The sequence below is a fragment of the Paenibacillus sp. P46E genome (genome assembly GCF_001909095.1).
In the GTDB taxonomy this organism is placed as follows: domain Bacteria; phylum Bacillota; class Bacilli; order Paenibacillales; family Paenibacillaceae; genus Paenibacillus_AQ; species Paenibacillus_AQ helianthi.
Map to the genome: position 1 here is coordinate 56,035 of NZ_LVYZ01000110.1, position 12,888 is coordinate 68,922.

The 12,888-nt window shown below is 51.0% G+C and carries 13 protein-coding genes; 5 read left to right on the plus strand and 8 right to left on the minus strand.

Annotated features, from left to right (window positions below; genetic code table 11):
* Positions 1-154: 154 nt before the first annotated feature.
* Positions 155-1,057: an ArsR/SmtB family transcription factor gene (locus A3849_RS31300; protein WP_074114938.1), complete on the minus strand. Its 903-nt coding sequence runs from the start codon at positions 1,055-1,057 to the stop codon at positions 155-157.
* 212 nt (positions 1,058-1,269) lie between these two features.
* On the opposite strand from A3849_RS31300, the gene A3849_RS31305 reads away from it, so the two are divergent.
* The 3 genes from A3849_RS31305 to A3849_RS31315 all read left to right on the plus strand — a co-directional run bounded on the left by A3849_RS31305 (position 1,270) and on the right by A3849_RS31315 (position 3,728).
* Positions 1,270-1,548, plus strand: coding sequence for a GNAT family N-acetyltransferase (locus A3849_RS31305; RefSeq protein WP_074101364.1), 279 nt, complete (start codon positions 1,270-1,272; stop codon positions 1,546-1,548).
* 49 nt (positions 1,549-1,597) lie between these two features.
* Positions 1,598-2,449, plus strand: a complete 852-nt coding sequence (locus A3849_RS31310) for a GNAT family N-acetyltransferase (RefSeq protein ID WP_178382867.1) — start codon at positions 1,598-1,600, stop codon at positions 2,447-2,449.
* A gap of 208 nt (positions 2,450-2,657) precedes the next feature.
* Positions 2,658-3,728, plus strand: coding sequence for an SDR family oxidoreductase (locus A3849_RS31315; protein ID WP_074114939.1), 1,071 nt, complete (start codon positions 2,658-2,660; stop codon positions 3,726-3,728).
* A gap of 66 nt (positions 3,729-3,794) precedes the next feature.
* On the opposite strand, the gene A3849_RS31320 is transcribed toward A3849_RS31315, so the two are convergent.
* From A3849_RS31320 to A3849_RS31340, 5 genes are all read right to left on the minus strand, one after another.
* Positions 3,795-4,163 (minus strand): winged helix-turn-helix transcriptional regulator, encoded by a 369-nt coding sequence (locus tag A3849_RS31320; RefSeq protein ID WP_074114940.1) that lies wholly within the window; start codon positions 4,161-4,163, stop codon positions 3,795-3,797.
* 83 nt (positions 4,164-4,246) lie between these two features.
* On the minus strand, positions 4,247-5,023 hold the full coding sequence (locus tag A3849_RS31325) for a hypothetical protein (protein ID WP_074114941.1): 777 nt from the start codon (positions 5,021-5,023) through the stop codon (positions 4,247-4,249).
* 2 nt (positions 5,024-5,025) lie between these two features.
* Positions 5,026-5,478: a flavodoxin gene (locus tag A3849_RS31330; protein ID WP_074114942.1), complete on the minus strand. Its 453-nt coding sequence runs from the start codon at positions 5,476-5,478 to the stop codon at positions 5,026-5,028.
* A 207-nt stretch (positions 5,479-5,685) separates the two neighbouring features.
* On the minus strand, positions 5,686-6,051 hold the full coding sequence (locus tag A3849_RS31335) for a VOC family protein (RefSeq protein WP_074114943.1): 366 nt from the start codon (positions 6,049-6,051) through the stop codon (positions 5,686-5,688).
* A 98-nt stretch (positions 6,052-6,149) separates the two neighbouring features.
* Positions 6,150-7,016, minus strand: coding sequence for a helix-turn-helix domain-containing protein (locus A3849_RS31340; protein ID WP_074114944.1), 867 nt, complete (start codon positions 7,014-7,016; stop codon positions 6,150-6,152).
* Positions 7,017-7,284: 268 nt separating this feature from the next.
* On the opposite strand from A3849_RS31340, the gene A3849_RS31345 reads away from it, so the two are divergent.
* Positions 7,285-8,148 carry a class I SAM-dependent methyltransferase gene (locus A3849_RS31345; protein WP_074114945.1) on the plus strand — a complete coding sequence of 288 codons (864 nt, stop codon included), beginning with the start codon at positions 7,285-7,287 and terminating at the stop codon, positions 8,146-8,148.
* A 12-nt stretch (positions 8,149-8,160) separates the two neighbouring features.
* Positions 8,161-8,898 carry an RluA family pseudouridine synthase gene (locus tag A3849_RS31350; RefSeq protein ID WP_143191959.1) on the plus strand — a complete coding sequence of 246 codons (738 nt, stop codon included), beginning with the start codon at positions 8,161-8,163 and terminating at the stop codon, positions 8,896-8,898.
* Between the two features lie 265 nt (positions 8,899-9,163).
* Here the strand turns inward: A3849_RS31350 and A3849_RS31355 are convergent, their stop codons facing one another.
* The gene (locus tag A3849_RS31355) at positions 9,164-9,613 is read right to left on the minus strand and encodes a MarR family winged helix-turn-helix transcriptional regulator (protein WP_074114947.1); all 450 of its coding nucleotides are present in this window, start codon (positions 9,611-9,613) and stop codon (positions 9,164-9,166) included.
* A 348-nt stretch (positions 9,614-9,961) separates the two neighbouring features.
* Positions 9,962-12,403: a DNA gyrase subunit A gene (gyrA, locus tag A3849_RS31360; protein WP_074114948.1), complete on the minus strand. Its 2,442-nt coding sequence runs from the start codon at positions 12,401-12,403 to the stop codon at positions 9,962-9,964.
* Between the last annotated feature and the right edge of the window lie 485 nt (positions 12,404-12,888).

Genomic DNA, 12,888 nt, shown 5'->3' on the forward strand with positions numbered 1-12,888 from the left:
ATTATAGGAATTTATTGTGGTTCTGTAAAGAGAGAACTAAATATTTTTTCTTCACAAAAAGAATTTATTCGTAAATCTGCAAAACAAAAAGCCAAAGCATTCTCTCTTAGAGAACACTTTGACTTGATGTAGCGCCGCTCAAACGGCTGTAAGCTTATTTTAAATATTCGAACAGCTGCTCATTCATCCGGTGGATTCCTTCCAGACGAAGACTGTAGGCGGTAACGTTCTCCCCCTCGATGTAGGCATTCAGAAGGCCCGCACAGCGCAGGCTGAAGATATGGTCATGCACAATCCCCTTGGAGATTCCAGCCTGCTTGGCGATTTCGGTAAAGGTTCTGCGTCCGCCGCCCAGTGACTGTAGAATCTTCAGACGGCTTTTTTCTCCCAGACTGCGCAAAGTTCTGTACATAAAAGGTGAAATCTCTTCGTCTGTTACCGAGACTCTCGCCGCATAATGGCAAATCGTCAACGGACCGAAGCTGTAAATAATATTGGCAGGCTGAAAATGAAACTGCGGAATCAGCACCAGCTTGCGCAGTCCGTCCACCGGAAGAAAATAAAATCCGTTCGTTGTCCTATTCACAAAATCAGACACAGCACTCCTGTCCAGCTCCAGCCTTCGTTCATTTGCGTGTTGAAGAAGCCTGCCGCTGATCTCCGGACTACAGTCCCTGAAATATTGCCTGTTCCACTCGGACAGCAGAAAATGCATCCGGCTGCGGAATTGATCCATTTGCACCGGGAACACGCTGACGTATTCTGCAAGTGTCTCGTACATCTCTCCTACCGGCAAATGCTCCAGCCATTCCAGCACCTGATCTACGCTCTCCTTCACCGGACATTGGTGAATCAGCAGATTCAGCAGCTTCCAGTCATTACCGAGGTCCGTCTCGTCCAGAGCGGACAGCAGCTCCGGGCTAAGCCTGCCTGCCACATCAGCGGACCATGAGGCGCCCAGATCCATCTTCTTATTGGATTTCTTGCATATAAACGTATGTATACTGCATACCAGTTCAAAAACCGGCTCAAACTGAACCTCAACCTCATACTCCATGGCCATTCCCCCTGATGCAACTTCTATTCATCACAGCGTTAGTGTCTTAATCTTATGGTATTTTACAGAGCATGCGCAAGTTATATAGATTATCTGACCCTTAGAGTTATATATGTGTAACCTAATTACATACATCTGCATGTCCATTTTCTCGCTTTTTCCAGATCACGGTAGTAAAATATAATCACAATAACCTGATTGGAGTGAAGAATATGGGACAGATTGAACAGGGTGAAGGGCGTTTTTATATTGCTGGTGACGGTAAGGACCTTGCCGAGATTACATACAGAACGGAAGAGGCCACAGGGAATTGGGTTATTGACCATACCTTTGTCTCCGAAGATCTGCGGGGCCAAGGTGCCGGTGAAAAGCTAGTGCGTGCGGTTGTGGATAAAGCCCGCGCCGAACAGGTTAAGATAGTACCCCAGTGCCCTTATGCTGCACATCAATTCAAGAAACATGCGGAATACGGGGATGTTCTCAGCAGCTGAACTGGTTATTGAGACCATTGCGGGATTAAATTTTCAGGAGGATATGCGTTTGACTACTGCTGATACATTAAAGGATATAGAGCAATTGCAGCAGCGCTGCGAGCAATATGAAGGAATCAGCCTGAAGCTGAATTGGGACATGCTGCGTATGTCTCCAGAATCCGGCGGGGCCGAATGGCTGGTAACTTATGAGGAAGAAGAACTGATTGGTTTTATAGGTCTGTACGGATTCGCCGGCGAAATGGAAATCTGCGGAATGGTGCGGCCGGGGTTCCGGCGCAGAGGTATTTTCACCTCGCTATGGGAACGGGCACAGAGCATCATCAAACGTAGTAATATCAGAACACTGCTGCTTAATGCCCCGGCAAGTTCGGCCTCGGCAGCCGGTTATCTGAAGACCCTGCCCCTGGTATTCAACCATGCGGAATATCAGATGAAATGGGATGGGACTTCTGTACCGCAAGGTTCCGTCGAAGCCAGTTCAGCTGCAGGAACCATAGTCCTGCGGCCTGCACGCCAGGAAGATGCTGATATTCTGGTCGAGCTGGACTGCGGAGGATTCGACATGTCGCGGGAGGACGCCGCAGAGATGTACACACTGCAGATGAATGACAATCAGCAGGAACACATCGTGATTGAAATGAATGGACAGCCCGCCGGCAAGATGCGGCTATGGACGGAGGACAACGAAACCTGGATCTACGGGTTTACGGTGGACAAGAAGCTGCGGGGACTGGGTATAGGCCGGAGCGCGCTTTTGCAGACGATTGAACGGGAACGGCACAATTACAACGGTGTGAATCTGGAAGTGGCTCTCGACAATCCTAATGCACTGAAGCTGTATGAAAGCTGCGGCTTCGTCATTTTGAACAAACAGGATTATTTCCGCTATATCGGCTAAAGCATATCACAATCTGAACAGCACCTTTTCTTTTGGCACAGTGCCTTAAGGAAGGGTGCTTTTACGTATGACTTTTGGAATCCGCACAATCATCGAAGGAGTCATTGTTACTTTCAGGTGCCTATATAACCTCAAAGTGCGTACTATCCGCTCCCCTGTCCAGCAGACATAATGAGGGCATACACAAGTTGAAGGAGAGAACCCCTTTATGAGACTAAATGACGCAACAGGACGCAAAACCGCACTGGTTGTTGGTGCGAACGGAGTGATCGGACGCAATCTGATCGAATACCTGGTAACCCTGCCTGAATGGGACATTATCGGAATTTCACGCCGGGGCGGAGAAAATACAAGCCGTGTGCGCTATATCGCGGCCGATTTGCTGAGCCCTGAGGACTCACAGCGAAAGCTTGAGGCCCTGCCGGAGGTGACACATATCTTTTACGCCGCCTATCAGGAGCGTCCAACCTGGGCGGAACTGGTCCCTCCGAATCTGGCCATGCTGGTGAACGTTGTTGAAGCCATTGAGTCCAGCGCCCATAATCTGCAGCACATCAGCCTGATGCAGGGCTATAAGGTGTATGGAGCCCATCTGGGACCCTTCAAGACCCCTGCCCGGGAGACAGATGCCAATCATATGCCGCCAGAATTCAATGTCGATCAACAGAACTTCCTGGAGAAGCGGCAGTTGGGCAAATCCTGGACCTGGTCAGCGATCCGGCCGTCTGTGGTCTGCGGCTTCGCTCTTGGCAATCCGATGAATCTGGCTATGGTCATCGCTGTCTATGCCTCCATCTCGAAGGAACTGGGACTTCCGCTACGGTTCCCCGGAAAGCCGGGTGCCTACCATAGTCTGCTGGAAATGACGGATGCAGGCCTGCTTGCCCAGGCAACAGTGTGGGCGGCGACAGACACCCGCTGCGCCAATCAGGCCTTCAACATTACAAATGGCGACCTGTTCCGCTGGGATGAACTCTGGCTGAAGGTTGCAGCTTTTTTCGGGCTCGATACCGCACCGCTGCTGCCCATGTCTCTCTCGGTGGTGATGAAGGATAAGGAACAGCTGTGGAATGGCATGGTGGAGAAATACGGGCTGGAGCCGAACAGCTACCAGGACGTTTCTTCATGGGGATTCGGAGATTTTGTTTTCTCCTGGGACTATGATTTTTTTGCCGACGGAAGCAAGGCACGGCGGTTCGGATTCCATGAATTCATCGATACAGAAGCGATGTTCATGCGAATCTTTGCAGACTTCCGCAGCCGTAAAATCATCCCGTAACCTTATAATTCATTGAGCCCTAAACAGCGTGAAAAGCCTGACCCCATTCTTCCGGGTCAGGCTTCTTTATTCTTTCGTTTGCGGCTGGGCCAGTACAGCGGCTTGATCACCGTAGACCCGCTCAATATGGGCATCGCCCCATCTGCACATCAGGTGCAGAATTTCCTTGAGGCTCCAGCCGTAATCGGTCAGCTCGTACTCAACTCTGGGCGGAACTACATTGAATACAGTCCGCTGGATAACGCCGTCCTCTTCCAGCTCTCTCAGCTGCTGGGTCAGCACCTTCTGGGTAATAACAGGCATCAGGCTCCTGAACTCACCGTTGCGTTTCTTGCCGAAGGTAAGAAAAAACAGGATCACCGGCTTCCACTTGCCGCCGATTACCTCAAGCGTGGCCTCCACAGCGGTGTTAAATGTTTTGATTGGTTCCGGCATGGTTTCGAACACCCCCTGTTCTTAACCATATCGCCTTGGCCGTCTGCTTGCAAGCCCAGGCTATACTGCAGGCAGACTCCCGCTCACATCAGCCCATACCCCCGGTGAACCAGCTCTTCCTGTTCGCTTTTGCGCACTCCGTATTTCAGCAGCTTCGCTGCAGACTCCTCCCGCCCCAGGAATACGGACAACAGCCGCACATAATCCATGGATTCCTGGAGCGGGATTCCCGCACCATCAAATATATACCGGCGGCTGTCCAAGAGAGAATAGACCTCTACCTTCTCGGCCGGCACTCCATAAGCCTGATGGCAGAACACATTAGCCATATGCAAAAATCCGGTGATTACGTCTTCATTTCCGTTCACCATGAATTTCTGGATGCTGAGGCAGCGTCCCGGGACCATAGAGTGCCAGGCCAGCTGAAAAATCATCGCCAGCTCGATACCAAGCACCGGTACCGGTACATGCCACTGCTCATAGAGCAGCACCGGAACCTCCTGCAGATGATTCACACTGACGATCCGCATCAGTTCATCGGCGACGGCAGTCTTAACCTCCCAATAGTGCAGCAACGATGGAAAAGCATCCCCTTTGGGCGGCCAGCGCCGCTCCAGCAGGAACTGAATCGGCGTTTCACTTCGCACTTCGGGTGCAAGACTGTAGAAATCATTAAGCGTGTGTCCCACCGCATACTGAACCTGCTGCCTCCAGCGCGGCAGCCCGGTGGAAGGTCCGCTGCCGGATATTTCCGCTCCTCCCAGCATAATATGCTCCATACGAAAATCATTCAACCGGCTGTATTGTACGGCATATGCATCGCGTTTCCCAGCTAGCCTGCTCCCCGCCGCGCCGCCCATTCTTAAGATACCGCCGCGCAGGTTTCGATAAATTGGCGGCCAAAGCTGCGGCAGGCTTCTTTTTCCGCTGCGTTAGGCCCGTATTCAATCTTCAGGCTTTCCTGTACAATTTCTGCTCCGCGCTCTCTCAGTTTCTCCTCGATCTGATTCACGGCACCGCAGTAAATTTCATAGCCCGTATCTCCGCTTCCGAAGGCTGCAGCCTTACAGGCTGTCAAATCCAGGTCATCCATCTCCTCATAGAAATCCAGGAACTCATCCGGCAGCTCGCCATCCCCCCAGGTATATGCCCCCAACAGTACAGCCTCATAGGCTTTGATCTCATCCGCATTGCAGTCAGTGACCGATTTCAGAACAGCCTCACCTCCGGCCTGGCGTATCCCTTCCACAATCAGTTCAGCAATTTCTTCTGTGTTGCCAGTCAAACTGGCATATGCTACAAGCACCTTAGCCATGTATGGTTTCCTCCCAAAGTAAACACAATGTATATACGATTATTACAAGTTAAAATTTAAACCAAGTATTACTTCCTTCATTTTATTTGATAATGATTCTCATTGTCAATATTAAACACGCAAAAAAACGGGCCTCCGGTTCCTTTTCCGGATAGAGCCCGCGTTCAACACTTCGATCGTATGCTTTTCACAAATGGTATGTCCTGCTCAATAAGCGCCTTCAAGCAGCGTAATCCCATTGCCGTCCGGGTCACGGAAGTTCATTTCTTTTCCCCCATACTCCATGGTGGCCGGAGGCTGACAGTCCAGACCCCGCGCTTTAAGCTGCTCATAGGTCTCGTCCAGACTACTGCAGGAGAACACCAGGTTAACAACGCCGGTGGTGAGCTTGCCCCATTTGTTCTCATCCCAGATAATCAGCCCCGGCTGTCCCTGGCCAAAACCGATCTTCGCGCCGTCATAATTGCCAAATCCCTCAAAAGGAACCGGAACCCCCAGCAGTTCAGCATAAAATTTGGCCAAAGCGGCCGTATCCTTGGTATACAGGTTAATGCCTTCAAAAGAAGAAATCATCGGATCGCACTCCTTAAAGATTATTTTCCAGCAGCACAATGGCCCGCTGACAACAGTTTACCCGCTGCTGCCATTTTTGTATTGCAAAAAAACGACATCTACCTCCGCGCATAAGCCAAAGCCTCCAGCGGCGTTCTGCCGGCAAATTTCTTGAAGCTGTTGATCATATGCGACTGGTGGCTGTAGCGGTAATCATATACCATATCCTGCATCGCCCTTGCTGGCGGAGGTGAACGATATAAATCAAGCCATACATTTTGAAAGCGGACCAGATCTGCTGTCTTTTTCGGAGAAAGGCCGATGTACTCGCGGAAAAGCCTCTCCAGTTGACGGCTGCTCACCCCCGCAGTGCTCTCAAGCTCTCTGGCATCAACGACACCTCTCTGCTTAAGAATACTGTAGACTGCGTTCAGCAAGCTATCCCGGCTATGCACGGTCCGTTCCAGACGCTGCAGCAGATAATTCTCCACCACAGCGATACGTTCTGCGTATGTAAGGGAAGCGGCCAGCCTGTATCCCAGTTTTTTGCGAAAAGAAGCGAAATATTGCTCCACCGGAACATGAACATTAAGAACATCCCTAAGGTGCTCATCCGCGAACAAATGCACGGCCCAGAAATGAAAACGGATGGCGAAATACACTCTGCCGGTTGACTCCGTGGCTTGTCCCACTTCAAACGGCGCATCATTGATCCCGCAAAAAACCCCTTCGGATTCCCCCGTACGCTCATCCCATTCCCAAATAATATCCATGCACGTATCCGGGATAATCACTTCCGGCTCCAGAGATAAAGAAATTGGCTCGCCATTGAGGGCGGTCTTCGGTACGAGTCCTCTCGTCTCTGGCAGGGCTGCAGTTCCCCAGAAGCAGCGGATATATGGCCGCAATGCCTTGCAGGGCAGTACCTCACCGGCTCCGGCGGGTTTTGCCGTAATCGGATAATACAGCTGGGAAAGGTCAAACATCCGATTCCCCCTCCATTCATTTAATTCTTTGATCATACACAATCGCTGCCAGAAGCGCCAGAATTACAGCCATTCATATTCCTCTGCGGATTTTTTATTTGCGGATATTGCTGTCCCTGGTTCCCTTCAATTATTTGGTAATATTATACACAAAGAAGTATTGGGGCAAAATGAGAATAGTCGAAGCTTTGCAACCATTTTAATTGTAGCTGGAAGGCAAAATGTTGTACAATAAAGGCTAAATGACTTTTTGAAGGATGGATTAATCATGTATATAGCAAGTGATTGGAAGGACTACGAAGTAATCGATACTGGCGGCGGAGAAAAGCTGGAGCGTTGGGGAGATATCATCTTGCGCCGTCCGGACCCGCAAATCATCTGGCCGCTTGCGAATGAGACGGCAAAATGGCGCGATGTGCATGGACATTATCACCGCAGCTCCGCCGGAGGCGGACAGTGGGAAATGAAGAAGACTATTCCTGACGATTGGAAAATCAGCTACGGGAAGCTGAATTTCCACCTGCGTCCCACCAACTTCAAGCATACCGGACTATTCCCCGAACAGGCAGCCAACTGGCGCTGGATGATGGACAAGATCGTTGAAGCGGGCCGTCCGATTTCCGTGCTCAATCTTTTTGCCTACACCGGTGGGGCTACTGTTGCTGCGGCCAGCGCAGGAGCTTCTGTCGTTCACGTGGATGCCGCCAAAGGCATGGTCCAATGGGCAAAGGAGAATGTACAGCTGTCCGGTCTGGCAGAACGTCCGGTCCGGTTCATTACCGACGATGTCTTCAAATTCGTTCAGCGCGAACAGCGCCGCGGCAGTAAATATGATGCGATCATCATGGACCCGCCTTCTTATGGCAGAGGCCCGGGCGGTGAGATGTGGAAATTGGAGGCAAGCCTGTATCCGTTCCTGGAGAGCTGCATGGAGATTATGAGCGACAGACCGCTGTTCATGCTGATCAACTCCTACACGACCGGTATTTCTCCAACCGTTCTGCGCAACATGCTCTCGATGACGATGGGCAAACGCTATGGAGGCAAGCTAACCTCCGGTGAAATCGGCCTGCCGATTACTGCTTCCGGAATGAACCTGCCTTGCGGTATTCTGGGCCGCTGGGAGGCGTAAGCCATGTCAGGAATGACACCCGGTTCAATCGGGGATTCCAGCAACGGAAACATACGGTTTGAGATCCTCTTCGAAGACAATCATTTGCTTGGCATCGTAAAGCCCGTCAATATTCCGGTGCAGGAGGACGCAACAGGTGATCCTGATCTGCTCAGCCTGCTCAAAGAAGATGTCAAAGAGCGTTTCAATAAACCTGGCAATGTATATATGGGCCTGGTTCACCGGCTGGACCGTCCGGTTGGAGGAGCCATGATCTTCGCCAAGACCTCCAAAGCCGCTTCGCGGTTGTCCGAGAGCGTCCGTTCCCACAGCTTCCATAAAGTCTATCTGACTGTGGTCCATGGCAAACCTCCGGCTGCGGAGGGCCGTCTGGTCCATACTCTGCTTAAGGATGCCAAGACCAATACAGTGACGATTGTCCGCAAGGGGACACCCGGCGGTAAGGAAGCCATTCTGGACTATACGGTGCTCGGCAGTGCTGAGGGCTACAGTCTGTTGAAGATCGACCTGCTCACCGGACGTTCCCACCAGATCCGTGTACAGCTCAGCGGCATTCGCTGTCCCTTATATGGTGATCAGAAATACGGGGCCGCTGTGAACAAGCCCGGCCAGCAGATTGCTCTGTGGTCTGCACTTGTAGGCTTCCCGCATCCCGTCACCAAAGAAGAAGTTGAACTGATCTCACTGCCGCCGCAGACTCATCCCTGGAGTTTGTGGTCGCAGCATACACAAAAGCAGGCCATCCGGTAACGGAAGCCTGCTTTTTGTATGAGCATATAGGCATCCCATGGCTGATTGCCCGCTTATATCATGTAAAAGGCATTGCGGTTATGTACGGTTCATCACCTGGAACAGGCTTGATAGAGGGGCATTAAGCGCGCTACGGTCCGTAAGTCTAGCTAGATGTACTCCACAGCGAAAATAAAGGCTGTACGGTCCGTAGCGGTCAGAAGAAGTTACATGGGGCAACAACAATGATGGATAAGTGCTTTCGGTTTTCTAGAACCCTGACTGGTCAGGGTGTTGAGCCCTCGGGTGCCGGTGTTGGTGCTGGAGTTGGTGTCACCACCATCTTCCCCATCAGATACAGGAGAAGCTGCTGATTATGGGAGGAGATGGGGTCCAGTGCCTCAGCAAAAAAATCACTGCGGATCTGAAGTCCGCGTTCGGTCTCTTTCTTGCCTGTCTCTGTAATGCTTACCCATACAATTCGCCGGTCAGCAGCATCACGTTCCCGGACAATCAGCCCATGCTTCTCCATCCGGTCCAGCAGCATCGTTACTGCTGCAGGGCTAGTCGCCAGATGCGGGGTCAGATCAGAAGGCTTCATCGCGTCACGTTCCTGCAGTAATTCCAGTACAGTGAGTTGGGCGTCTGTAAGTGTAGGGGCAAGCTTGCTGTCCATATGTAACTTATAATCTTTTAATATTTTATGCCAGATCTTACTGAATTCAGTGGAGTGCACATGTATTCCTTCCTTTCTCGAAATATAAGAATGTATAGGTTTCACACAATAAATTTCCCTTACGTTTCTCGCTGAAACGAATACCGTCCCTATAAGGACGGCGAAGCCGGTTCTACTTGATCAATAAGGATGGTATCTTTTCGGGTCCCCATATCTACATTTTCGCGAGAAAAATTCCATTTCCTGCAAAAGGAAAAAATAAATAACCCCAAGCCATGCATAAATGCATCCTTTGAACTAGGATAAGTGTATGGCATATGTATTATAAAACGGTGTCCTTATTCTCCATAGGAGATTCGGGACACCGTTTAATTTCTTCATAACTTGCAGTCATTATGAAGTATATAACTATTTAATTGCCGGGTAGAGGCTTATAATCTCGTCCTTTTTCTCAACAGACACCAACTGCTTGCCTATCGAACGCCGTTCGCTGAGCGGAGCCGATTCAGAGGAGAAGGTATACATTGAGCCATCACGGGTTAATGCCACCAGTTCAAGCGGTTCGCGGCAATAGAAGGCACCTGAAATTCTGCTGCCGTTCGGACGGACTCGCTTGCCTTCTTTGAATTCAAAGGTTGGCAACCCTTTTCCGCCACGGCTCTGGGACGGGTAATCCAGCAGCAGGGTACGTTTGGCATAGCCAATTTCGGTTACCGACAGAATTTCGCCTTCATCTTCACTGACCCAGAAGCAAGAGACCACTTCGTCTCCTTCACGCAATTGGATTCCCCTTACCCCACTGGCCACACGGCCCATAGGGTTCACTTCGCTCTCACGGAAGCGGATGCTCATGCCCTCACGGGTCACCAGCACGATCTCCTTGTCACCGCTGCTCAGGGCCACTGTGATGATCTCATCTCCATCAGCCACCTTGCATGCCGCAACAGCCCCTGAACGGCTTGTGGAGTATTCCTTGAGCTCGGTACGCTTGACCTGCCCCTTACGGGTGATGAAGACCAGGCTGGCCTGAGTATCCTCCATATTGACGACTGGGAGTATGGTGATAATTCCATCACCTTTGGCAAGAGCTATCACGTTCACAATCGCTGTTCCGGGGTCCTTCCACTTGAACTCCGGTATCTGATGCACCGGCAGCAGGAAATACTGCCCTTTACGGGTGAACACAAGCAGGCTGTCCCGGGTATTGAGGTCCATCAGCTTGATGATATGGTCGCCTTCCTTCACGCCCGAAGCATGACGTTCACCGCCTGAACGTGTGAAGGATGGCATGCCGGTACGCTTGATATACCCGTCAGCCGAAAGCGCTACAAGGACATCCTCGGCGTTCACGAGCACTTCAAGGCTGACCTTAAGCTCCTCGACTTCACCCTGAATGAGGGAGCGGCGGTCTATACCGTATTTGTCGCGGATTTCAATAAGCTCTTTCCGGATGACAGCGATCAATTTCTTATCACTGTCCAGAATCCCCTGAAGGACTGCGATCCGCGCGTGCATCTCGTCCAGCTCCTTCTGGAGTGAATGGATCTCCAGATTGGTGAGTCTGTACAATTGCAAGGTGAGAATGGAGTCTGCCTGTCTTTCGCTGAAGCCGAACATCCAGACCAGATTATTCTGGGCATCCTGGCGGTTCTTCGAGGCTTTGATGGCGGCAATGACCTCATCCAGAATGTTCAGTGCTTTAACCAGCCCTTCCAGCACATGGGCACGGTCCTCAGCTTTTTCCAGATCGAACCGCGTGCGATGGGTAACCACCTCGCGCTGGTGGGCAATATAAGCCTCCAGGATGGCTTTTAGACCAAGCTGCTGCGGAGACTTATTGACAATAGCCACCATGTTAAAATTATATGTGACCTGAAGGTCTGTTTTTTTGAGCAGATAGGCTAGGATACCCTGGGCATCCGCCTCCTTTTTCAGCTCGACTACGATCCGCAGGCCATCACGTCCGCTCTCATCGCGGACTTCGGCGATGCCTTCGATTTTTTTCTCCAGCCGGATATTCTCCATTGAAGTAACCAGCCGGGATTTGACGATCTGGAACGGCACCTCGGTAATCACAATCTGCTGCTTCCCGCCCCGGAGCGTTTCAATCTCGGTCTTGGAGCGTAAGTAGATGCGCCCTTTACCCGTGCGGTAAGCATCCATGATACCGTCGCCGCCCATAATCGTGCCGCCTGTCGGAAAATCAGGGCCTTTGATAAAGGTCATGATATCCTCCAGTTCAATATCGGGCTTCTGCATAACTGCGATGCACGCGTCAATCACCTCGCGCAGATTATGCGGTGGAATTTCCGTTGCAAAGCCGGCCGAAATGCCACTGGTCCCATTGACCAGCAGATTCGGATAACGGGAGGGCACCACGACTGGCTCTTTGGCTGTGTTGTCAAAGTTATCCTTGAACAGCACCGTACGCTTCTCGATATCGCGCATCATCTCCATCGCGATCGGTGACAGCCGCGCTTCTGTATAACGCATCGCTGCTGCCGGGTCATCATCCATCGAGCCCCAGTTCCCGTGTCCGTCTATAAGCACGTGGCCCATCTTCCAGGGCTGAGCCATGCGCACCATACCTTCGTAGATAGAAGAGTCACCATGCGGATGATAATTCCCCATAACGTCCCCTACCGTTTTGGCAGACTTGCGGTACGGTTTGTCCGGGGTATTACCGGAGTCGTACATGGCGTACAGAATCCGGCGCTGCACAGGCTTCAGCCCGTCACGGACATCCGGAATCGCCCGGTCCTGAATAATATATTTGGAATACCGGCCAAAGCGGTCACCGACGACCTCTTCCAGAAAAGCCGGCAAAAACTGTTCTGATAAACTGCTCATTCGCTCACCTTCTGTTCCTCAATCTGTCCGCGTTTTAATGATTGGTGATACCTGGCGGCTGCGCTGGAGAGAAATTCTTCAGGATTTGTTGCCTGAAATGTTCAAAGGTAAAACTGGGCCGATTGGTGTCCGGCGTAACTACGGGGAATGTTTGGACTTACGGCCGCTGTTATGTTTGGATTTCCTGATTATAACCGCTGTAAGCGGTAGAAATCCAAACCTAAAGGCGGACGCTACGCTCCTACAGTTCCAAACTTCCCCTTCGTTACTTTCCACCCAATAAGCTTCGCTTTATTCTATAGAACCTGGCAAAGATAAAACCAGAGAATATTCCTTTTGCTGCGCATAAAAGGATCACCAAAAAATAAAAACAGCGGAAGTATTCGTCACTTACCACTAAATACAATATATGCCGCGCTCAAACCGCAGCACCTCTTAGATATCCTGCCGCTGAGCAGCGGGACGGACAAATCACGGAAACGTTC

Bases quoted from the DNA above. Each gene is read 5' to 3' on its own strand.
- A3849_RS31300 (WP_074114938.1), bottom strand. From the start codon at position 1,057: ATGGAGTATGAGGTTGAGGTTCAGTTTGAGCCGGTTTTTGAACTGGTA.
- A3849_RS31305 (WP_074101364.1), top strand. From the start codon at position 1,270: ATGGGACAGATTGAACAGGGTGAAGGGCGTTTTTATATTGCTGGTGAC.
- A3849_RS31315 (WP_074114939.1), top strand. From the start codon at position 2,658: ATGAGACTAAATGACGCAACAGGACGCAAAACCGCACTGGTTGTTGGT.
- A3849_RS31320 (WP_074114940.1), bottom strand. From the start codon at position 4,163: ATGCCGGAACCAATCAAAACATTTAACACCGCTGTGGAGGCCACGCTT.
- A3849_RS31325 (WP_074114941.1), bottom strand. From the start codon at position 5,023: ATGGGCGGCGCGGCGGGGAGCAGGCTAGCTGGGAAACGCGATGCATAT.
- A3849_RS31330 (WP_074114942.1), bottom strand. From the start codon at position 5,478: ATGGCTAAGGTGCTTGTAGCATATGCCAGTTTGACTGGCAACACAGAA.
- A3849_RS31335 (WP_074114943.1), bottom strand. From the start codon at position 6,051: ATGATTTCTTCTTTTGAAGGCATTAACCTGTATACCAAGGATACGGCC.
- A3849_RS31340 (WP_074114944.1), bottom strand. From the start codon at position 7,016: ATGTTTGACCTTTCCCAGCTGTATTATCCGATTACGGCAAAACCCGCC.
- A3849_RS31345 (WP_074114945.1), top strand. From the start codon at position 7,285: ATGTATATAGCAAGTGATTGGAAGGACTACGAAGTAATCGATACTGGC.
- A3849_RS31350 (WP_143191959.1), top strand. From the start codon at position 8,161: ATGACACCCGGTTCAATCGGGGATTCCAGCAACGGAAACATACGGTTT.
- gyrA (WP_074114948.1), bottom strand. From the start codon at position 12,403: ATGAGCAGTTTATCAGAACAGTTTTTGCCGGCTTTTCTGGAAGAGGTC.